The following is a 22,409-nucleotide window of genomic DNA, read 5'->3' on the forward strand; positions in this document are numbered from 1 at the left end:
AACTGGCGTGACTGATTCACAAAGACCGTGGTGATCATCACAACCCGCAAACCTCGCCGCGGTTCAACGCTTACGCGGATCAGTCAGCGTTTTCGCATGCAAGCAGACTTAGAATCCGCCGTCTATGCCATCGACGGCGCCGGCGGTGATTCCCGCCAGGATCAATCGTTGGCCTTCGCGGAGAAGGAAACGGGCCGTTTCTTCACGGAATGTTTCGACGGGACGCAGCCGCACGATCGGACTTTGAGTGGATCCCATCACGGCCACAACCAGCGTTCGGTCGCGAAGCAGTTCCGAGACGCTGAGGATCGCAGACGCGGGAAGAAGCGAGCGAAGAGCGTACTGTTGTGCCAATTGGGTAAAGTTTGCCGCGATGTCGCGGTAGTCACCCGTCGCAATCAATGCGTTCAAATCCAAACGCCCGCTGCGCAAGTAAACCTTGCCATCCGCTTGCACGAGTGCGTTGTCCGACCCCAACCAGAACTCATCCAGCACGACGACACCTTGGCCAATGATGCCTGTGGCTTCGCCCACATCGAACGATTGGTTGGCCAGCGAGATCGGTCCAAGAAAACGCGAGGCAGCAAGCAACCCAGGCACGGCCGCACCGCGAGTGTCACCCAGCTTGAAATCAAAGCGTCCGGACAAATCATCGATGGATTGAATCGACTTTCCACGCAGCGAAATCTCGCCTGAAATTTCACCGCTGGCCAGCGAACTGGATCGACCGAGTTGATCCGTCAATCGAACGAAGTCCATCCGCCGCGTTTTCCAGTGACTCGTTATATCGACGCCGCCGGAGCGGCCTGAAGAAAGCAGCAGGCCACCTTCCAATTGCCCTCCTCCAACGCGGGAACGCACGGAGGGAAAGTTGACGCTCCACTTGGACGATTGGAAATTCGCGGTCGCGACCAACGCACTGTGAGCATTGCCCGCGGGAAGGCCGTAGATGTCCAGGTCTCGTCCATCGACATTGCCTCGAACACGAATGGATTCAGTGTGACCGGTGACGGTTGCCTTGCCCGAGGCTCGTCCTAAAAACTGATCCGCGGTGTCACCGAGGAACCAAAGGCCGCGGTTCAAATCCACGCGGGATGCCACCAATCGCGTGTCGAATCGTGGGTGAATTCTTCGGTCGCCATCGACTAAATAAACCAGCCCATGCAGGCTGAGCGAACCGTCCGCGTAGTCGCCTCTGAGCGACTGAATCCGGAGCACGTCGTTTTCGATTCGGCCAGCCAATCGCAGTTTTCTTGAAAGCGGCTGAGCACGATACTTGAGCTGCGACAGCTCGAGCTCGATCGTTGTGTCTGGGATCACTCGGCCGAGGCCGCTTGTCGAAGCAAGACCGCTTGGTGATGCGAAGTTGACCGAGACATTGCCGGTTGCCTTGCCGGTCAGCCCCATGTTTTGACGTGCCAACAAATCAACCAACGCGTCCAACGACACGCCATCGAACTTCAGTTGTGACGCTTGAAGCCGTGCGGGCAAATCATTCCATTGATCCGAAGCAACCAGTTGTGCGGTGGAGTTGCCTTGGACGGTTCCGTCGAAGAGGTCGCCGTTCAAATCGAACTGGAATTTACCTTGGTCGGTCGAAACGTTCGCGTTCAAATCACCGATCGAAGCCTCGCCCAACATGATGGACGAGGCGATCAGCTTTGCCGACCCGCGATGCGCAACCGGATCGGACAGCCGGTTCAATGGAACCTTCCAATCAAACTCACCTGACAGCGTCGATGCAATTTTCAGTTCAATGCTGCTCGAAACAGGAAGTCGTAGCTCAGGTCGAATGTCGCGAAAATTGAGATCCACGACGAGGTCTTCTTGATCACGGCGAGGCACGGTCGCTTGGCCGGAGATTTGTCCGCCGAACAGAGTGGCGGTCAACGATGTCAAATCAAAAGCGGTCTCCGTGAGTTGATATTCTGACTCGACACTGTGGATCTTGAAACGTGCGGGGAGCTCAGAACTTTGCCGCCGCGGAGTGAGAGCGAAGTTGGTTGGCGTGAAGCGAACATCGTGCTCGAACGAGCCGAGGTCCACGCCCGCGACTTGGATCGATGGAGACGCCAGTGACCCAGCGATGTTCCATTGCAGTTGTTCCGCTCGATCGTTCAGTTCGCCTGACCCTTGGATTCGAAAATCAAGTTTGCCTTGAACGAGTCCTTCCTGTTCGGATGATTCAGAGGCGGCGATCCATTCGGACACTTGCCCGATCGGAAGGTCGTCCGCGGCGACTTGAAAAGAGAACGATCCGTTGCCGGTCAGTGGAAGGTCCGCTCGGCCAATCATTCGAACGGCGGAAGGATTGGACGTCGGCGTTGTTTGCAGATCGATCTTGTCGGCTCGCAGACGACCGTTCCGTATGACCACTTTGCCGACCTTCAAATCCGCCGGCGGCAATCCACCAAGTTCCAGGGCGTCGGCTTGAAAGGTTCCCTCCAAGTCGTAGCTGGCGATGTCATCGATACGGTGGATGGGAGCTCGAAACTGGACGTCTCCGGATAGCTCACCATCCTTCGGGAGCATTGGCTCGTAGGATGGGAACAACGAGGCGACCAGTTTGGTGATGGGGGCCAGCGAGATGTCGTCCACCTTCAACTTGGCGGACGCATCGCCTTGAGGAACCAGTTCAAGTGAACCGCTTCCTGTGAAGTTGCCTTTCGTTGGATCGTTGGAAGCCTCGCCGGATTCGACGGCTGAGCCAGTCAACGAACTCAGCGTGGCAACACCATCGCGATAGCGGACCGTGGTTCGCAGATCAAGAAATTCGAAACGGTCGACGACCAAGCGAGAGCTGGTCAGTGTTCCATCGAATTGGTACGCGGCTCCGTCGGTGAGGGACGTCCAAGGAACTCCGACTTCAAACTGCACCGTCACGTTGCCTTCCAACGGGATGCCGAGATCGATCCCAATGGATCTCAGTCGCTCGGCCAGTTTGGCAACATCGATCTCACGAAACGCCCATTGGCTCTCCCAATAGCGTTCCGCGGGGGCCGCGTTTTCTCGACGTCCAGGTGGCTGGACTGCAGGTTGCTGGATTGCGGCGGGTTGCTGGGCCGAAAGTTGTGCGGCAAAGGCAAGCGACGAAAACACCGTGACGACGCCGATGACGATGCACGTGCACAATCGTCCGGCCGAACTGAGGCGGCACATGGCGGGCGGCGGATCGAGGCGATTCCCGGACACTTTGGCTCCATCTTTCGTAGTTCATGCCATTTTGAACCGCAGCCTACAAAAAGTTTGCCGCCCGATGCCAACGGAATCTGGCGGATTCGAGCGGATCACAGACGCCAGCATCTGCCGCGATTGGATGCCGTCCATTCCGCCTGCAACATGGCAAATCACGGGCCCAACGGTGCTTTCCGGACAGGCATTTCTCATTCATTGCTGGCCGAGAAGTGTAGAAACCTGGCCAATGTTGCGGGGTTCCACTCAATGTCCGAGCGGCACCGTTGGGCCCAAGTCGGGATCACCGGTGGCTGATGGACGCCGTTTGGATGCGGTCCGGAGCAGTTTTGTATCGATCCAAACGTCGCTTCACCAACCGGCCGCCGACTTCCCTAAACTTTCTGTCGTGGCCCGATGGGTTCGCGATGCAACGAAGCACCCGTGGTTTCTTTTCCAGCAGTCTTTTCCCAGGATTCCTACTGATGACCGGTTTTCAACGTTACTTGGTCGTTCTCTTGTCGCTCGCGTTGTGCGACTCCATTGTCGATGCCGAAGACTGGAGCCGCTTTCGAGGACCGAACGGATCGGGAGTCGTCAAAAGCGACGAATCCGTTCCGGTTCAATGGAGCCCAACACAGAACGTGAAGTGGAAGGTGGCTCTTCCCGGAGCAGGTGTTTCCAGCCCGATCGTGGTTGGCGATCGCATCTTTGTGACGTGCTACTCCGGTTACGGGCTCGATCGAGCCAATCCTGGAGACATCAATGATCTGAAACGACATCTCGTTTGCGTTGACGCCAAATCAGGCGAAATGATGTGGGAGAAATCGATTGACGCGATTCAGCCAGAAGATCCCTACACGGGTGCAGGGGTTCCATCCCACGGCTACGCATCGCACTCGCCCGTGTCCGATGGCGAAAACGTGTACGTGTTCTTTGGAAAGACCGGCGCGTTCGCATTTGATTTTGATGGCAACCAATTGTGGCACACTCCGCTGGGCACCGAATCGGATCCGCACCGTTGGGGTTCCGCGTCGAGTCCGATTTTGTTGGACGACAAAGTGATCGTGACGGCTTCGTCGGAAAGCCAAGCCTTGGTCGCACTCGACAAATCGACCGGCAAAGAAATCTGGCGTCAGGAAGCGAAGGGGCTCGACAACGTGTGGGGCACGCCGGCACTTGCGAAAACGGAGAACGGAGTGGACTTGGTCGTCGGAGTTGCCGGCGAGGTTTGGGGGATCAACCCAGACAACGGCAAGCTTCGCTGGTACGCCTTGGCGGGCGAATCGGATCAAGCCAGCACGAGCGCCGTCGTTGACAAAGACGTTGTGATCGTCCTTGGAGGTCGCGGTAGCGGGTCGATCGCGGTCCGCGCAGGAGGTACCGGCGACGTGACGGATTCCCATGTGGCTTGGAACGGTTCGGAATCAGGGCGGTTCGCGACGCCGGTGGCTTACAACGGAACGGTCTACATGATTGCCAACGACGTGTTGACTCGCACCGATGAAGAATCCGGCGAGATGATCGACCGCATTCGGTTGTCGGGTGGAAGCGGCAGTTCGGGCGGCGGACGAGGAGGCTCGGACTACGCGTCACCCATCGTCGTCAATGGCAAGCTCTACTACATCAAAGGCAATGGCGACATGTTTGTCTTTGACGTGCAAGACGAACTGAAACAACTCGCCGTCAATCGCACGACGACCGAGACCGAATCGTTCAGCGGATCGCCAGCGTACAGCGATGGCAAGTTGTTCGTTCGATCGAACAAACATCTTTACTGCGTCGTTGCCGGGCCCTTTGATGAGTCATCCGAATCGGTCCCCGCAGCTGATACACCGGACTCAAATGAAATGGCGCAACGCGGTGATCGAGGCCGGGGCGGACCAGGTGGTGGATTCGGACGCGGCGGTTTCGGAGGTGGTGGATTTGGCAACCGTGGCGGTGGCGGTGATCGCGGACGCGGTGGAGACCGTGGCCGAGACGGCGGACGCGGAGGCTTTGGCGGGCAACAGGAAGACAACCGTCCCGATCGGCCACAGCGTCCACCGATGGATTCCACGAGCAGCAACTAGTGCGAGGCAGGTTTCTATCGGTCGCGTGGCCTCGTTGCCACGCGACCGATTTCTAGAAGTCAGCCCTGGACGTTGCTACCATGGGTGATCCGATTTGGCGCTGGCCACGGTTGTTGTGGAAGGAACCGTGGCTAACGCCAAAACGGCTAATGCGATCAGCATTGCCACAAGCCAAGTTGGATCCGAGACACGTTTTGAACTTGCCCCGTAACGAGGAATCAATTCGATGAAACGCAAGACTGCAAACCAATTCGATCAACGTGTTCTTGATCTGTACGACGACTTTGCTCACGGCCGATTGGATCGACGTGGCTACTTGAAGGGACTCGCCGCGTTTGCAGTGGGAGGAGTCACGGTTGAAGCACTCGAAGAGAGTCTCTCACCAAACTACGCGTGGGCTGAGCAAGTCCCCGCGACGGATCCGCGAATCAAGACGGAGACGGTCACATACGATTCGCCTGAAGGCGGCGGTCAAATCAGCGGCCTGCTGGATCGACCCGCGACGGGTGAAAAGTTTCCCAGTGTAGTGGTGATTCACGAGAACCGCGGATTGAATCCATACATCGCTGATGTCGCGAGACGATTGGCGGTCGAAGGTTTTCTCGCGTTGGCACCCGATGCCTTGTCACCGTTGGGTGGTTACCCCGGCAATGACGATGATGGTCGCGCGATGCAGAGGCGGCGAGATGGAGACGAAATGACGGAAGACTTCGTTGCCGCGGTCAAATGGATCGACACGCATGAGCTTTCGACGGGGAAGGTCGGCGCGGTCGGCTTTTGCTTTGGTGGAGGCATGGTCAACCAACTGGCGGTTCGATTGCCCGACGTTCTCGATGCTGGCGTGCCGTTTTATGGTCGTCAGCCGAATGCGGAGGATGTGACCAAGATCAAGACTCCACTGTCGATTCAAAATGCGGAGCTTGACCGCCGAATCATGGCCGGTGCGGAAGCTTTTAACGAAGTGTTGAAAGCGAACGAAGTGCCATATGAGTCACACGTTTATCCGGGAGCCAATCATGGTTTCCACAACGACACCACGCCACGCTATGACGAGGCCGCGGCTGAATTGGCGTGGAAAAGAACACTTGCCTGGTTCAATCGATATTTGAAGGCTTAGTGTTGAACCTGAAAATGGACGCCGCGAGATCATCGTCGTTCGATGCGTCGATGAATTTTATCTCATGACGATGCGATCAGGTTTTCAATCAAAATCGACGAGTCGGCCGGAAGCTCGGATGTGCTTTCGGATCTCTTGCTTCGTCAGGGCTCGGTCGTAGAACGCGACTTCGTCGATTTGGCCAACATAGGGGCGATAGTTCTTGGTCGGGTAAATTTGCCCGATCAAGATTTTCATGTTGGCCGGAAGCGGAGCCTCGTCTTCTTGCTGCGCCGCGAGATTCCCGTCAATCCAAAGCGACAACTCGTTGCCTGATTTGCGAGCCACAACGTGCTGCCACACGCGAACTTGGTATGGATCCTCTGAGACCAGATTCGTCCCGTCCAACACCACTCCCGAAGGCGGTGTCCGGTGATTGAAACGAATGCGGTTTGGCCCCAGCACCTTCAACGCATAGAACCATTCTCTCGCGAATGTTTCGAGCAACAGAGCTTGATCATGACGTCCTTCTCGCCGCTCCACTGGATCGACCAAGCAGATCATTTCGCCGTGGTGATACAGTTGCGGTTTGGCCCAGGCTTCAATCGTGTAGTTGTCCAGCGGTTTGGATGGCCACAATGTTTCCGTCGTGAAGGCAGAGGCCGCATCGGTGAGTCCCAACTCCGCGACGCGATTGCCGCGGTATTGTCGCCAACCAGGGTTGCCGACTACCAACGCGTGCAAATCGGGCAGTTTCCCTTCGTTCTTGACGTGCTGCGGGTAAGATCCTTCGAGGCCTTCGAAACGCCAGTAGATATCCGGTGACGATTCGACAACGGCACTGACGTACTTCTCGTCCAGGCTGAGCGGATCAAAGGCGTTGGATCGAGCCGAAGCGAAGCTGGCCATGGATGCTTCGAACAGCACCACGCCCGAGTCCATTTCTGTTCCCGTCGAAAGGCGGACCGCGTCGCCTTCTTCCAATCGAACATCGGAGGATCCGTAGGTGCTCAGCGGCCGAACGAAGGCTCGTCCCGAGAACAAATGGACTTCATGCGAGTCCCCCAGAGAAACCAAGCCAACGTAACTTTGCCCATCAACGGACACCAATCCAATTGGCGTAATGATCGACACCTGCTCACTGCCAAAGCCCAATGATTTTGCCGTCAAGGTTCCGTGATTGAGACCGAGTTGACCATCGTCACGAATGAAGATGCTGGCGGGGCCTTCGATTCGCACCAAGGCTTCGTTGGGAGTCCCGTCGCCGGTTTTGAGTTCCGCGACCCCCTCCACCAAGTTCAGGACTTCGCCCTGATGAATGGGTTTCCCCAACGTCGGAACGGAGTTTCCACCATGTCCCCAAACGCAGGCGGTCATCGAAACAATCTGAGGCGGTTTCACTTGCGCCGTTTGCATTGCAATGGGAGCGACTTCGCGAGCCGGTCTCGCGAGCGACCAAGCGAACGAACCAATCACCAAGTGACTCGCCGCCAACCCCACCAACCAATACGCTCGCGTCCAATTCAGGGAATGCGTTTCTGCTTGGGACCGATTGGGCCGCGATGCGACCACGGGTCTGGATCGTTCGGTGGCTGGCTCGGGGAACGCAGCGGTGTTGAAAGCTGGCGGCGCGGTGTCGTGAGAATCTTGGCGTGCGCCCGACTGTTCTTCTTCAAGCGACAAGAAATTGGATGAGCCGACGTCGGTGAACGCACAGAGCTGATCGACCAGGCGAGCGGCTTCCTCGGCACCGCCAGGCAAATGAATCAGACGATTCAGCTCGATCGTTTCCGCTTCACTCAAGTCTTCGCTTTGGGACTTCAAAATCAGCGTGCGAAGCTCATCGAGTTGTTGGTCTTGCGAATTCATGTCCATGCCTCCTCGACGGATCGGTCCACGCAGCGTGACAGCATGCCGTGTATCTTGCTCAGCTCTCGATAGATTGCGTGGGTGGATCGCCCTGCTTTCTCAGAGATCTCCGCGACGCTCAAACCTTCGAAATATCGCTGGCGAATCAAATCTCGATCGGGGTTGGACAGTTTCCGAATGCACTCGGACAGCGCGGTTCGGCGATCGGTCAGCTCCGCCGAGATCGGCATGGCGGCTTCGGCCAACGATTCGATGGCCTCGTCGCTGAGAAGCTTGATGCGGCGTTTCGATTCTCGGTACTTCAGTGTTTCGAAGTACGCCATGCGGGATGCCCAGGCGGAGAAGTTGCCGGAAGGTTCGTATTGCGAGAACTTTTGCCACAAGATCATGCAAGTCAGTTGAAAGATCTCCTCCGCGTCATCCTGGCGGTTCATGGTCAGGATGCGAATGAACGACATGATTTTGCTGGTATGCATTGAGAGCAATCGAACGAACTCTTCTTGCGAGACTTCGTTGCTCGGTGGAGGAGATTGCGAATCCAAGGATTCATTCCCGTTTGCGATCGAGTGGAAGGTATCACCAATCTTTCCGGTGGCACTGTTCTTCTTCCCCCGACCTGAAGCATGTTTTGCGAAATTTTTGTGCGCTATTCTGAGTTGAAACCGGTTTCGTCGCAAATTGCCGGCAATCTTTTGATTTTTGACGCAAAATCTTATACTCAGAGCGGCTTGTCTATAGATCGCCTGCAAGCCGCTCCGCTCGGTGGGTTCCTGGTAAGCAACCATCAATTTGTTGCCATTGCATCATGCATCGAGCTCGCTAGAGGATTGCAGAACGAAAGCTTCGCCGAAATGTGGACCAGACGGTGGTGAGACACGGCTCGGCAATCAAAGCAGCACATTGAACGGTTAAGTCGCACGATCGAAAGGCGGCGTGCCCGTGCAGGGAGACGAGATTCGACAAGGCATCTCAGCGACGGAAGCTGACTCCCAATCACTCAGTGCCAATGGATCGATAAAAACACATTTTTAGGATGATTTGCCGCAAAGCCTGGCTGCAAGGACGGGAATAGTCGCATACGAGCGGATTTGTGGTGGCCGGAACCGTGGCGCCTTCGTTTACCGCGTTCAGCATCCACACGCTCGTTTCACTCTTCTTCTCTTATTCGATTTGGGATTGTCCAAGATGAAACGAAAGCATTCTGGCTTCACACTTGTTGAGCTGCTGGTGGTCATTGCGATCATCGGTGTGCTGGTAGGACTTTTATTGCCGGCTGTTCAAGCCGCCCGGGAAGCAGCTCGCCGTATGAGCTGCAGCAACAACTTCAAGCAAATTGGGTTGGGCATCCACAACTATCACTCGGCTTACAACGGTATGCCAATTCATGGCACCGGCACGGACCGAGTCGGTGGCCAGCAGATCTATGCAGGCGACAACAGAACCGACAGCATCAACCGTCGCGGATCGTTCCTGATCAGCGTCCTTCCATTCATTGAACAGCAATCATTGTGGGAGCAAATCAGCAACCCACTCGGTTTCAATGCGGACGGCTCCACGAGAGCGAACCCATGGCAAGCGATGGGGCCAGGCGTGGCACGCATTGATTATGGACCTTGGGGAACAACAATTCCAACGTTCCGTTGCCCAAGTGATCCAGGCAGCGGTTTGCCATCGCTCGGCCGAACCAACTACGGTGCCTGCACCGGTGACTCGTCCGTGATGTCACGCGAAGGGCCCATCAACGTCACACTCGAATCGCGTGGCGCAACGGTTCCCTACACCGAAAACAATTCGACTTTGTCGCAGCGGTCACGCAAAGTCCACCGCGGAATGTTTGTCATGACCCGGCAAATGAAGTTCCGCGACACCCTGGATGGTCTCAGCAACACGATCATGTGTGGCGAATTGGCAACCGACCTCGGCGATCGAGATGTGAGAACATCGTTCCCGACCGCGAACGCCTACAACGATCGCAGCGGACACGGCCGAGCCGAATGTCGCCGCAACCCTCGATACATGGATCAATTCCATGATCCCGCGCGACCTCAATTTTGGATCGCTGCTGCAGGATCTTCCGTGAACGTTGCAAACTCTCGCGGTTATCGCTGGCACGACGCAGTGCACATGCATTCGCAAGTCCACACGATTTTGCCGCCTAACTCCGGCGTGTGCACGGGCGGATACACCAGTAACGATTCGAACGTCACCGTCTCGAGCCGTCACCAAGGTGGCGCACACGTTCTGATGGGCGATGGTGCGGTGAAGTTTGTCACTGATAGCATCGAAGCGGGTAACAGCAACCAAGCCATGATCTCCTATCACGGTTCGCCCGCAACGGTTGCTGGTGCTCAAAGCCCCTACGGATTGTGGGGAGCCTTGGGCACTCGTGCAAACAAAGAAGTCATCGACTCAGAGTTCTGAGTCAAAGTTGTCCATGTTTCGAAAGCCTCGCTACCGTTGGTGGCGAGGCTTTTTCCTTTCCGACTTTTGTCTTCCAAATCAGGTCTGTTTATCGATGTTCAAGACACTTCGTTTGGCAATGTTGCTGCTTCCATTGGGACTCATCACAGCATGCGGATCCTCCGAACCCACCAATGATCTGGCCGATTTGGACCAGTCCAAGATTGACGAATACAATGCGATGATCGCGGCGGAAGCGAAAGAAGCGACTGAAGCCGGTGACATCGGCAAAGGCGAATAGCCGATTGACTCCCCGCCTCATCCCCACCCTCCTGAGTTCTACACCGTGAAGTACAGTCGAATTGTCGTTGGATTCATTCTGTTGTTCGTTGCCGATACGCTTGCTCAAGCAGACGACACGTTGGCGACCATCACTAAACCGCAGTTTGACGCCAGTGTCGAGGAGGCGCGCGACAGCTTCCTCAGTCGTGGCTACACACCTCTGTTCAACGGCCAGGACCTGTCCGGTTGGCGGAATCCGTATCCCCACGGAGAAGCCTCCGTGGTGGATGGCGAAATTCACCTGACGGCGGACAAGAAGTTCTTCTTGGTGACAGAAAAAAAGTACTCCAATTTTCGGCTGAGCGTTGACATTCATTTACCCGAAGGGCCATCCAATTCGGGCGTGATGTTTCGCTGTCATGTGGACGAAGATGCGGAGAAGAAGGTGTACGGGTATCAGGCCGAATGCGATGGCTCGGAGAGACGTTGGTCTGGCGGACTGTTTGACGAAGCGAGATGCCGCTGGATTTGGCCAAGCACAAAAGGCCGCTCGACGAAGCAATTCCTTGCTCACGAAGAGGAGTCGAAAGACTTCTTTGCCGAACCGCGTGTCCGTGACGCACTCAATCGCAACGGTTGGAATCGGTACACCATCACTTGCATCGATGATGTCATCACGATCGAACTCAACGGGGTCCAGACCGTTCGCTTTCGAGACGCGATGGATTCCAGCGGTTTCATTGGCATTCAGCACCACGGCGAGAAGGGTCAAACCTATCGCTTCCGCAATCTGTTCATCAAAGAGTTGCCATTGATCCCGGCGAGCGAACATGTGTCGCTGACCGAGCACGAACCCGTGTCGGTCAAACGGATTTACGACAAAGTCACGTTGATTGATTTCGGCAAGGTCGCGTTTGGGAACATCGTCATGCCTGTTCCCTCCGACGGACGCGGGACGGTCAACGTGCACTTTGGCGAGAAACTCAAAGAAGGACGCATCGACCGAACTCCACCCGGAACAGTTCGGTATGGAATGACGTCTGTTCGTCGAGGGCAGCAACGAGGCAATTGGATCGTGCCGACGCCCGTTGACGAACGCAACATTCAACAATCGGGACGGATGAATGCGAATCCGCCCGCCGTCCTGACGCCATCCTCATGGCAGTCCGTGATGCCGTTTCGCTGGATCGAGATCGAAGGGCTCGAAGCAGATTTCGCGTTTGATCAAATTCGTCGACGTGCCGCATATTCAAAGACATGGAACGATGACGCGAGCTCGTTTGAATGTTCCGATGAAACACTCAATCGCATTTGGGATCTGTGCAAGTACAGCATCAAAGCCACCACCTTCGCGGGCGTTTACGTTGATGGTGACCGAGAACGGATCCCCTACGAAGCCGATGCCTATCTGAATCAGCTCAGCCACTATGCCACGGACGATCACGTCACCATGGCCGCTCGAACCTTTGACTGGTTGATGGAAAACGGCACGTGGCCGACCGAATGGGCTCCGCACATGGTTTTCATGGCTCATGCGGAATGGATGAACTCCGGAGACACAAAGTGGTTGCAACAACGCTACGAATCACTGAAGTCAAAAACGCTTTTGCATCGCAGCGCCTATGATGGACTGGTTCGCAGTGCTGAACTGGATCGCAGTCGCCACGACATCGTCGATTGGCCGCAAAAAGAACGCGACGGGTTTGTGTTCACCGAGATCAACACGGTCGTCAACGCCTTTCACATCGAGGCCCTGAAGCAAATGGCCGAGATGGCAATGGCGGTGGGAAAGACCGCGGACGCGGATGCTTTCGTGGGCCGCGCCGATTTGGCCCAATCAGCCTTCCAAGCGACGCTGTTCGATGAAGAGGCTGGCATCTACCGCGACGGAATTGGCACGGAACACAGCAGCATTCATGCGAACTTCTTTCCGTTGGCGTTTGGCTTGGTGCCCGACGAGAAACAGGCCGGCGTTGTCGAATGGCTGAAAACCAAAGGCATGGACTGCAGCGTGTATGCGGCTCAGTACTTCATGGACGCGTTGTTTCAAAACGGCGGCGAGCACAAGGCGTTGGCGTTGATGCTGGCCGATGGCGATCGCAGTTGGAAACACATGGTCAACAGCGGAACCACCATCACCTGGGAAGCTTGGGAGATTAAGTACAAACCCAACCAAGATTGGAATCACGCTTGGGGTGCCGCACCAGCGAACCTCTTGCCGCGTCACGTGCTTGGCATCCAACCTGTCCGCCCAGGTTGGGAGCAAGTCCTCGTGCGTCCGTGCTTGGGCGACCTGAAATTCGCTCGCGGAAAAGTGCCAACCGAGCATGGCCCCATCCATGTGGACTGGAATCGCGAATCGGGTTTTAAGCTTTCCGTCGAGTTGCCCGAGGGAATCACCGCAAACTTGGATTTACCTGAACTGGACGACATGCAATCGGTTTCAGTCAACGGATCGCCTGTTTCCGTGACTAAGAAACAGAATCGATGGGGTCTCGATGGCGAATTCAGTGGCTCGATTTTAGTCGAGGCCAATTGAACGAGTCCTCAGAGCATCTATGATCATCTTGGGACGGCAGTCTATACGTTTAACTGCCGTCCCAAGTCCCACCACAACAACCCACCTCCGCAGGCTCCCCGCCTGCATCTTCAACGCATTCAACATGCTCGTTGCATCAGCCCGAGTGAACCGCTCGAGCAAGCTGTTCCATGCGTGACGCGATCGAAAGCGGCGTTTGATCGACATCAAGCCCTGGTCCTATCGAAGGCCAGCTTGGAACGACGCCCAACTTGTTTCCTCCCACCTCTTTGCAAAGCCACCGTGACCTACATCGGATATTTGACACGCGCGTGTCTCGTTCTTTCGTTTGTCTGTTCTCTTTCCGTCCAGGCGGAAGATTCCTTTGAAAACTTGTTCAACGGGAAAGACCTATCTGGATGGGCCGGGAACAATTCCTTTTGGTCCGTTCGCGATGGAGTCATTCATGGCGAAACCACGAAAGAGAATCCAACCAAGGGCAACACATTCTTGGTGTGGCAGGGCGGAGAGGTCGGCGACTTTGTCTTCAAAACCAAAGTCCGTTTTCGCGGCAACAACAGCGGCGTGCAATATCGCAGCGAACTGATCGATCCTAAAGACTTTGTCGTCAAAGGCTATCAAGCGGACCTGCACAAATCGCCCGAATTCTTTGGAATGCTCTACGCGGAAAAATGGCGTGGCATCGTCGCAAAACGATTCCAGAAGGTCGAAGTCGGTGCGGATGGCAATCCCAAGGTGGTCGGCGAGGTCGGTGACCGTTCGCAAAAGCTGGTCGATTGGGAATGGAATGAACTGACCATCATCGCGGTGGGCGATCGGCAAATTCACCAGGTCAACGGCGTCACGACGATGGACCTGACCGACAATCACCCGGAAGCTCGCCGCAGCGGAATTCTAGCGTTGCAGTTGCACGCCGGGCCGTCGATGACTTGTGAGTTCAAAGACGTTCAACTTCAAAAGCTGGATGCCGCGAACGCCAAGTCCGTGTTGAACTCTTACGTGCAAAGTGGAGCTGCCAGCAAAGGCAAGAACGCCAAGAAACCTTCGGCCGCAACCGCGTTTGATTGGGTTGCCAAGTCACCAACACCAAAATGGATTTGGCGTCAGGATCAACCCTCATCCAACGACCCGCTCTATCTGCGGCATCAGTTCGAGTTCATGCCAGAGGGATCCAAAGAAGCCATTCGCTCGGCCCGCTTGTATGCCACCTGCGACAACGAAGCGACCGTTTGGATCAATGGCAAACCCGTCGGCGATTGTCCCGATTGGAAGTATCCCATCAAACAACTGGACGCTCGTCAGTTTGTCCGAGCAGGCAAGAACCAAATCGCAGTGAAAGCCGGCAACCGTGGTGGTGTGGCCGCTTTCGTTTTCAAACTCGAAGTCGAAACCAAGGATGGAACCGTTCATCAAGTCGTCTCGAGCCCGAACTGGAAACTGGCCAACGCAGCCACCGGTGATTGGAAGACCGCCGCTTACGATGATTCCAGGTGGAACGTTGCCGCCAAGTCGCTGGGCAATTTTGGAAAATCGCCATGGGGAAAACCGGGCGTCGGAACGGACCAGGCATCTGGGGACACTTCTTTCAGTGCCGACGAAGTCACGGTGGCCGATGGGTTCAAAGTCGAACTCGTTTACCAAGTTCCCAAGGTCCGCCAAGGAAGTTGGGTCTCGTTGACGACCGGCGATCAAGGTCGCTTGTACGCCAGCGATCAAGGCGAAGCAGGTTTGTATCGAATCACGCTCGATGAAAGCCCTTCCAACGCAACCGGCGAATCAGGCGTCAAGGTTGAGAAGATGCCCGTGAAGGTGTCGGGAGCTCAAGGCATGACCTGGCACGACGGTGCGTTGTATTTCAATCGCGGAAGCAGCCCGATGTATCGGGTCACGGATTCCACCGGCGATGGTTTGCTGGATCACGCCGAAGAATTGTTCGGCACGCATGGTGGCGGAGAACACGGGAACCACGCGGTGATTCCAACCGAGGACGGTGACGCTCTTTATGTCGCCGCGGGCAACCACACAAATCTGCCGGACGAGTCCATCATCGCTGGATCACGCGTCCCGACTTGGAACGAAGACCTGCTGTTGCCACGCGAATGGGACGCCAACGGACACGCTCGCGGTCGACTCGCACCAGGCGGTTGGATCACCCGTTTTGATCCAAAGACGAACAAACATGAAGTCATCTCGATGGGGTATCGCAACCAATACGACATCGCACTGAACCGTGCCGGCGACCTGTTCACCTATGACGCTGATATGGAATGGGACCTCGGTTCGCCATGGTACCGCCCGACGCGAATCAATCACGCCGTCAGCGGATCGGACTACGGATGGCGAAGTGGTTCAGGGAAATGGCCAGAGTACTACGAGGATAGCTTGCCAGCCGTTTTGAACATCGGCCCCGGCAGCCCGACCGGTGTGGTCGGCGGCCAAGGAGCCAAGTTTCCCGCCAAATACCAAGATGCGATCTATGCACTCGATTGGACCTTCGGAACGATCTACGCGATTCACTTGAAACCCGATGGGGCTGGCTGGAAAGCTCACCAAGAAGCGTTTTGTTACGGAGCACCTTTGCCTGTGACCGATGCCATCGTGGGCAAGGACGGTGCGTTGTACTTCACCGTTGGTGGACGTGGCACTCAGTCAGCTCTGTTCCGAATCACGTACGAAGGCGACGACTCAACCGAACTCGTTTCGTCCCCGATCCCTGGTGAAGAAGCTCGCCAACAACGCCGAAGCTTGGAAGCCTTCCACGGGAAAGAGCACGCGGATGCAGTCGCCAAGGCATGGCCCCATCTTTCGAGCAACGATCGTTGGCTTCGTTACGCGGCACGAATCGCTGTCGAGTCGCAACCGACCGAGCAATGGGCCGACAAAGTCTTCGATGAATCCAACACGCAAGCCAGGATCACCAGTGCCGTCGCTCTGGCACGCCGCGGGGATGAATCCCATCGGTCTGACTTGGTGAACGCGTTGTTGGAAATGAAACCCAGCGAATTGCCCGAACCGCAACTGCTCGGACTGCTGCGAGCCTACGCGTTGACCTTCATTCGGCTTGGTGAACCAACCGCGGAAGAACGTGAACGGGTCATTGAAGAGCTCGATGCCTTGCTTCCCAACAAAAGCAAAGACGTGAACACCGAACTGGTTCGCTTGCTGGTCTATCTGGAATCACCCACGGTGATCGATAAAGCAATCGCCATGATGACGGACGCGAAACCGACGCCTCCGGCTTGGGTAGAAAACGTTGATTTTCAACGCAACCAACGTTACGGTTCGCGAGTCGTCAAAATGCTGGAGAACCAGCCGCCGTCTCACGAAATCAACTACGCGTTCATGCTGCGAAACCTGCGTGATGGTTGGACGATGGACAATCTTCGGGCGTACATCCAGTTCATCAACCAAGCCGCGAAATACAGCGGTGGCAACAGCTACGGCAAGTTCCTCGCGAACCTGCGAGACGAAGTGTTGGGGCATCTCAGTAACGCGCAGCGGGAAGAACTTTCCGACATCAGCGGCGAAGACTTCAACCCTGTCCCCGACTTTGAGATCACCGCTCCCAAGGGACCAGGCAAAAAATGGACTTTGGCAGAAGCGAGCAAGCACACCGGCGGTGCCTTGCGTCAGGCCAACTATGAAAGCGGCCGCAACCTATTCCACGCCGCACAGTGTGCCTCTTGTCACCGGTTCGATGGACTCGGGGGCGACATCGGCCCCGACCTGACAACGGTGAAGAATAAATTCAACGCCAACTACTTGCTCGAATCCATCATCGAACCCAGCAAAGTCATCAGTGATCAATATGGATCCAAGGTGGTGTTGCTGGAAGACGGTCGCGTGCTGACCGGGTTGATGGTCGAAAATGAGGACCGAATCGAAATCCATCCCGTCAGCAAGGCTGGCGAGACGGTGAAACCAGTCGTCGTGGAACCGGACGAAGTCATCTCAGCCAAAGACTCGCCGATTTCGCAGATGCCGACGGACATGTTGAATTCTTTGAACGCCGAGGAAGTTCGTGATTTGATCGCGTACTTGCTGTCCGGTGGTGACCCCAAAGCCAAGGTGTATGGGCGATAGTGATGAACAAACTCAAGAACTGTTTGACTGGACTGGCGATCACGGTTTTCTTCGGCGCTGCAATTGCAACGGCGAAGGACACCGAACGCCAGCCCGACATTGTGGTCTATCTGGCGGACGATTTGTCCGCCTCGGACTTGGCACTGTATGGCGGCACCAATATCGAAACGCCCGCCATCGATCATTTGGCTCAGGAAGGCATGACGTTCGATCGTGCCTTCGTGGCCAGCCCATCGTGTGCCCCGAGTCGGGCCGCGTTGTTGACGGGGTTGATGCCCGCACGAAATGGCGCGGAGGAAAACCACTCGTACCCACACGAGGATGTGTTGAAACTTCCGGTCGTCTTGAATGAATTGGGCTACCAGACGGTGGCGTTCGGAAAGGTGGCTCACTTGCGAAGTGCACCGGACTATCAGTTCGATACACACGACCGAGCACAGGACATTCCCGCGGTGCGAAAGAACGTCCAGGCGTTTCTCGAAAGCCGAACCGATTCGCGACCGCTGGCGTTGTTCGTTGGAGTTTCCAACCCGCACGTTCCATGGCCCAGTGAATCCACCGTGGATCCGGAATCCATGTCGCTGCCGGTGAAGCTGCACGACACGCCACAAACTCGAGTCCAGCGATCTCGCTACCTGCAAGAGGTCAAGGACTTGGACGCCTACCTCGGTGAACTGCGGCAATTGGTTGACGAACACCTGGCCGAAGATCGTTTGTTTCTCTTTTCAAGTGACCACGGGGCTCAGTTCCCCTTCGGAAAATGGACGCTCTACGACGAAGGCATTCGCATCCCGCTCATCGTTTCTCGCGAAGGAATGATTGAACCTGGTTCACGCACTGACGCGATGGTCAGTTGGGTCGACATCTTGCCAACCTTGATCGAAGTCGGTGGTGGCGAAGTGCCCCAAGAAATCGACGGGAAGTCATTCGCCGGAGTGTTGCAGGATCCATCCAAACGTCATCGCGAGCGAATCTTCACGACGCACAGCGGCGACAAGATGATGAACGTCTACCTGAGCCGCAGCATTCGCACCGACCAGTACAAATTGATCTGGAACCCGCACCCCGAGTTTGCGTTCACGACGCACATCGATTTGTTGCTGCGTGCCACATCAGGGGACTACTTCAAGGAATGGACCGAGGCGGCCAAGAGTGATCCTCATGCCGCGGAGGTTGTCGCAAGGCATCACGGACGACCTGAGTTTGAACTGTTCGACCTTACGGGCGACCCGAACGAAACCAAGAACTTGGCAGACGATCCCAAATTGGCCAACGTTCGATCGCGTCTGCTGGCGGAACTGAAAGATTGGATGCGAACTCAAGGCGACGAACTGACGGTCTTTCACAAACCGCTCATGCTGGACGCTCCCGAAACATGGGTTCCTCGCAAACCATAAACCCTCGCGGCAGATTCAGTCGCGATCGAAAATCACTGCACCTGAAAGAATGAAGTTTGAAAGCATGAACTGTATCCGAATCTCCCTCATCGCCGCGTGTTTGGTCTTGATCGCCGGAGCTTGGCCGGCTGACCAAACGCAGGCCAAACAACCCAACGTTGTGTTCTTGTTGAGCGATGACCAATCGTGGACCGATTACGGGTTCATGGGGCATCCGCATATCCAGACACCCAACATCGACCAATTGGCGAAGTCTGGATTGGTGTATGAGCGAGGTTATGTCACAGCGCCGCTTTGCCGGCCTTCCTTGGCAAGTCTCGCGACAGGTTTGTATCCGCATCAAACCGGAATTCGCGGCAACGATCCCGTGATGCCGACCGGCCTGAACCGCAAAACGAACAAGCAGGTCTTTGCATCACTGCGGAAGCAAATGACCGCACCGTTGCACCAGCAGCCCTCGTTCATCCGGTCGCTCAAGGACAACGGCTACGCAACTTTGCAAACGGGAAAGTGGTGGGAAGAAAACCCGCTGGATCATGGTTTCACCGATGCCATGACCCACGGCGACGTTTCGCGAGGCGGACGTCACGGCGATGTGGGTTTGCAGATCGGGCGAACCACGATGAAACCGGTGTACGACTTCGTCGATTCCGCCGTGGAGGACGAAAAACCATTCTTCATCTGGTACGGAGTCTTCCTGCCGCACGCACCGCACAACGCTCCCGACCGTTTGTTCAACAAGTACAAAGACATCGCTCCCAATGAACCAACCGCTCGTTACTGGGCCAATGTGGAATGGTTGGACGAAGGTTGCGGGCAGATCATTCAGTACTTGAAAGACAAGGGACTCTACGAAGACACGATTTTTGTCTACACCTGCGACAACGGCTGGGTGCAAAATCCCAACCGGATGAACACGAGCATTCGTTCCAAGCGTGAGCCCGTGGAAGCAGGGATTCGGACGCCGATCATCATCACGCATCCCGGGGCCGTGAAACCTCAGCGAGATTCATCGACGCTTGCCAGCAACATTGATGTCGCTCCCACCATTCTGAAAGCCTGCGGGATTGAGCCTCCCAAGGAAATGTCCGGTTTGGACCTGCGTGATCCCAAGGCACTGCGTCAGCGAAACCGAATCTTCGTGGACGTCTACGACCACGACAGTGATCTTGAACAACTCGATGACATCGACAACGGCTTGCAAGCTCGTGTCGTCATCGACGGATGGGACAAGTTGATCGTCCGACCAAGCGGCAAAGAACTCTACGATCTCCAGGAGGATCCAGATGACAGAAACGATCTCGCCGCACAGGACGCTGATAAAGTCGAGCGTCTGTCAAACATCATCGACGAGTGGCTCGAGAGCACGCCCGTCATCGGAAAATGATCTCCGCGAACACGGCTCCAGATGGTTCATGGTGCATCGTATTCCTGATTGTTTTGAGCCTCAAGAATTTTGCGTTTCGCTTTCGCTACTTCAGCAATAAGAGTTCGCAGGATCGCATCGTGATGCTAGGATTCAAGCGATCAATCATCCCCTTTTCTTTATGAAACCTTTGGTTTGATAATTCGCTTTTCCGCAGAGTAATACGATGAAGTTGAGTGTAAAGAAAGTCAGCTGCCTGGCACTGATGATGAGTTGCTTGGGGTGTGGCGGATCACAGCCTGTCAATGTGAAAGACAGCGCAGATGAACAAAGCATCGAAGAGTACAAGGAAATGGTCGCGGCAGAAGAAGCCGCGAACGCTGGCTCGGAAAAGAACGGCGTGAAGCCACCCAAAGAGTGAGTCGGGCAACCAGCTCGGTGATACAAAAAACGCCTGGTCAGCAATTGCTGACCGGGCGTTTTCTCTTATGTGCTGATGAGGCGAATTAGAATTCCCCGTCAACAACTTCGCGTGACGCGCGAGTTCCCAAGGCTCCCCACAAGCCATAAGGGCTTTCGGATCCAGGAGCGTTGTTGAACGCCGCGGTTCCCCACTGATAAACCATGCGGTTCGTTTGATTTCCGGCTTCGATCGAATCGGTAACAAACTTGACCGCACCATCACCCATCAGGATATGAGCACCACCTTGGTGACGACTGGACACCGACATCAGGTTGTTGCGGTTGACGGCACCGGCGGAACAAATCTCCGAATTCGGCGGCCGAACCGTGTGCACCATCGTGAATGTTGGATTGAAGCTCGCCCATCGGTAGCCGCGTCCGGACGTGGCCCCGACTACAGGAGCTTCTGGACGCCAGAATTGAGGCCGTTCGGGATCAAGGTGTTGTTCGCACCAGTTTGGTGTCACGACGATGGTCCAGTGGTTGTTGTTGGTGCTGTACGTGCCACCGGCAGTCAGGCTGGTTCGAGCGTCTTTGTCACCCAAGTCCGTGGTCAGTTCGCCCATGGCAATGGTGTTGGACAATCCGTCGAGCACATCACGAAATTGAGTCAACTTGTGAACAACGAAAATGCCACGATGGGCGGCGTTGGTTCGCTGGGAAGTGGCCGAGGTGGCTGCGTATGGCAGAACCGGTGAATTATTCCGCACATACACGAATCCATCACGCATGTAGTCGGTTGAGTCGCCCAGGTTGGCGGCGTAATTGGTCCGTCCCAATGATGGCAACCCCTTGCCAGGATCGCTTGGGCAACGCAGCGTGGGGATGTCGGTTGCCCACGGAACGTAGTCGATGTTTTCAGGTGTTGGTCCCATGGCAGGGAAATCAATTGTGCCGTCGCTGTCGAAGTCGTTCGGGTTGGCAATCAACTCCCAAAGTCCCTGTTGCTCGACAAATGGCATCAATCCAACCAGCATGCTCAGTCGCATGTTGTTACCGGTCGTTGTGTTGACCCAAGGATGAGTGGCAACCGTGGGGTGGGTTCCGCCGCCATGCATTGGCAGTTTGTTGTAGGCGGAATGGTAGTTGTGCAGGGCCAGACCGAGTTGCTTGAAGTTGTTGCTGCAGCTCATCCGTCGAGCGGCTTCGCGGGCGGCTTGGACAGCGGGCAGAAGCAAGCCGACCAGAACTCCGATGATGGCGATGACAACGAGGAGCTCAACCAGCGTGAACCCCAAGCGAGTCCCGCGGTGCGGGTGTTGGGAAGTGGATTCCATTGAAGATTCTCAAGAGTGCGATAAGAAAACGGTGATGCCAATGCTCGCTCGAAAGACAGCGAGGAAATCGTCACCGAATTCATTCCTGAGAATGTTCACACAATTTGCGCAAATTCGTCTGAATTGAATGGTTTTTCCAGAAATCATTGATGCTATCACGCTCCCGCGAAGCCGAGCAGCATGCTGATACCGCTTTTCGGCAGATTTCCACGTAGCGCACCTCTCCCGAAACGAAGTTTGGGGAGAGGTTGAGGGTCGGGTATGGGAAACGGGGCGCACTCCCTCCCCGGAATTCTCGCTGAACGCTCGCATTCCGACCCTCCCCAACTGCGTTCAGGAGGGTGATTTCACCCTTGCGAGCACGGCACTTCAAAACTGCTCGACCTCTCCCTCAA

Annotated in this window: 13 protein-coding genes; 9 read left to right on the forward strand and 4 right to left on the reverse strand. The window is 55.7% G+C overall.

The genetic code is table 11. From position 1 onward, the window contains the following. Positions 1–108: 108 nt before the first annotated feature. On the reverse strand, positions 109–3,132 hold the full coding sequence (locus B2R17_RS13720; RefSeq protein ID WP_339888031.1) for an AsmA-like C-terminal region-containing protein: 3,024 nt from the start codon (positions 3,130–3,132) through the stop codon (positions 109–111). A gap of 524 nt (positions 3,133–3,656) precedes the next feature. On the opposite strand from B2R17_RS13720, the gene B2R17_RS13725 reads away from it, so the two are divergent. Together B2R17_RS13725 and B2R17_RS13730 are read left to right on the forward strand one after the other, a co-directional pair. Beyond that, positions 3,657–5,243, forward strand: coding sequence for a PQQ-binding-like beta-propeller repeat protein (locus B2R17_RS13725; RefSeq protein ID WP_286764428.1), 1,587 nt, complete (start codon positions 3,657–3,659; stop codon positions 5,241–5,243). 226 nt (positions 5,244–5,469) lie between these two features. Continuing rightward, complete coding sequence (locus B2R17_RS13730; protein WP_286764429.1) at positions 5,470–6,360, forward strand: dienelactone hydrolase family protein; 891 nt, start codon at positions 5,470–5,472, stop codon at positions 6,358–6,360. A gap of 84 nt (positions 6,361–6,444) precedes the next feature. Here the strand turns inward: B2R17_RS13730 and B2R17_RS13735 are convergent, their stop codons facing one another. Next, positions 6,445–8,208: a LamG domain-containing protein gene (locus B2R17_RS13735; protein WP_286764430.1), complete on the reverse strand. Its 1,764-nt coding sequence runs from the start codon at positions 8,206–8,208 to the stop codon at positions 6,445–6,447. Beyond that, positions 8,205–8,750, reverse strand: a complete 546-nt coding sequence (locus B2R17_RS13740) for a sigma-70 family RNA polymerase sigma factor (protein ID WP_286764431.1) — start codon at positions 8,748–8,750, stop codon at positions 8,205–8,207. The genes B2R17_RS13735 and B2R17_RS13740 overlap by 4 nt, the downstream gene beginning before the upstream one ends. 643 nt (positions 8,751–9,393) lie before the next feature. On the opposite strand from B2R17_RS13740, the gene B2R17_RS13745 reads away from it, so the two are divergent. The 7 genes from B2R17_RS13745 to B2R17_RS13775 all read left to right on the forward strand — a co-directional run bounded on the left by B2R17_RS13745 (position 9,394) and on the right by B2R17_RS13775 (position 20,696). After that, a complete protein-coding gene (locus tag B2R17_RS13745) occupies positions 9,394–10,629 on the forward strand; it encodes a DUF1559 domain-containing protein (protein ID WP_286764432.1) in 1,236 nt (411 codons plus the stop codon). Between the two features lie 13 nt (positions 10,630–10,642). Further along, a complete protein-coding gene (locus B2R17_RS13750) occupies positions 10,643–10,909 on the forward strand; it encodes a hypothetical protein (protein WP_286764433.1) in 267 nt (88 codons plus the stop codon). Between the two features lie 45 nt (positions 10,910–10,954). Then, positions 10,955–13,429: a family 78 glycoside hydrolase catalytic domain gene (locus B2R17_RS13755; protein ID WP_286764434.1), complete on the forward strand. Its 2,475-nt coding sequence runs from the start codon at positions 10,955–10,957 to the stop codon at positions 13,427–13,429. Positions 13,430–13,663: 234 nt separating this feature from the next. Beyond that, positions 13,664–17,512, forward strand: a complete 3,849-nt coding sequence (locus tag B2R17_RS13760; RefSeq protein ID WP_286764435.1) for a family 16 glycoside hydrolase — start codon at positions 13,664–13,666, stop codon at positions 17,510–17,512. Between the two features lie 2 nt (positions 17,513–17,514). Further along, on the forward strand, positions 17,515–18,909 hold the full coding sequence (locus B2R17_RS13765; protein ID WP_008664235.1) for a sulfatase family protein: 1,395 nt from the start codon (positions 17,515–17,517) through the stop codon (positions 18,907–18,909). Between the two features lie 64 nt (positions 18,910–18,973). After that, positions 18,974–20,296 (forward strand): sulfatase family protein, encoded by a 1,323-nt coding sequence (locus B2R17_RS13770; protein WP_037249943.1) that lies wholly within the window; start codon positions 18,974–18,976, stop codon positions 20,294–20,296. Between the two features lie 205 nt (positions 20,297–20,501). After that, a complete protein-coding gene (locus B2R17_RS13775; protein WP_037226076.1) occupies positions 20,502–20,696 on the forward strand; it encodes a hypothetical protein in 195 nt (64 codons plus the stop codon). An 85-nt stretch (positions 20,697–20,781) separates the two neighbouring features. On the opposite strand, the gene B2R17_RS13780 is transcribed toward B2R17_RS13775, so the two are convergent. After that, complete coding sequence (locus tag B2R17_RS13780) at positions 20,782–22,014, reverse strand: DUF1559 domain-containing protein (protein WP_286764436.1); 1,233 nt, start codon at positions 22,012–22,014, stop codon at positions 20,782–20,784. Positions 22,015–22,409 lie beyond the last annotated feature (395 nt).

The sequence above is a fragment of the Rhodopirellula sp. UBA1907 genome (assembly GCF_002337565.1).
Taxonomy (GTDB): Bacteria; Planctomycetota; Planctomycetia; order Pirellulales; family Pirellulaceae; genus Rhodopirellula; species Rhodopirellula europaea.

Excerpts from the sequence above, each read along its gene's own strand:
- B2R17_RS13750 (WP_286764433.1), top strand. The coding sequence starts at position 10,643 with ATGTTTCGAAAGCCTCGCTACCGTTGGTGGCGAGGCTTTTTCCTTTCC.
- B2R17_RS13735 (WP_286764430.1), bottom strand. The coding sequence starts at position 8,208 with ATGAATTCGCAAGACCAACAACTCGATGAGCTTCGCACGCTGATTTTG.
- B2R17_RS13725 (WP_286764428.1), top strand. The coding sequence starts at position 3,657 with ATGACCGGTTTTCAACGTTACTTGGTCGTTCTCTTGTCGCTCGCGTTG.
- B2R17_RS13770 (WP_037249943.1), top strand. The coding sequence starts at position 18,974 with ATGAACTGTATCCGAATCTCCCTCATCGCCGCGTGTTTGGTCTTGATC.
- B2R17_RS13765 (WP_008664235.1), top strand. The coding sequence starts at position 17,515 with ATGAACAAACTCAAGAACTGTTTGACTGGACTGGCGATCACGGTTTTC.
- B2R17_RS13775 (WP_037226076.1), top strand. The coding sequence starts at position 20,502 with ATGAAGTTGAGTGTAAAGAAAGTCAGCTGCCTGGCACTGATGATGAGT.
- B2R17_RS13730 (WP_286764429.1), top strand. The coding sequence starts at position 5,470 with ATGAAACGCAAGACTGCAAACCAATTCGATCAACGTGTTCTTGATCTG.
- B2R17_RS13780 (WP_286764436.1), bottom strand. The coding sequence starts at position 22,014 with ATGGAATCCACTTCCCAACACCCGCACCGCGGGACTCGCTTGGGGTTC.
- B2R17_RS13745 (WP_286764432.1), top strand. The coding sequence starts at position 9,394 with ATGAAACGAAAGCATTCTGGCTTCACACTTGTTGAGCTGCTGGTGGTC.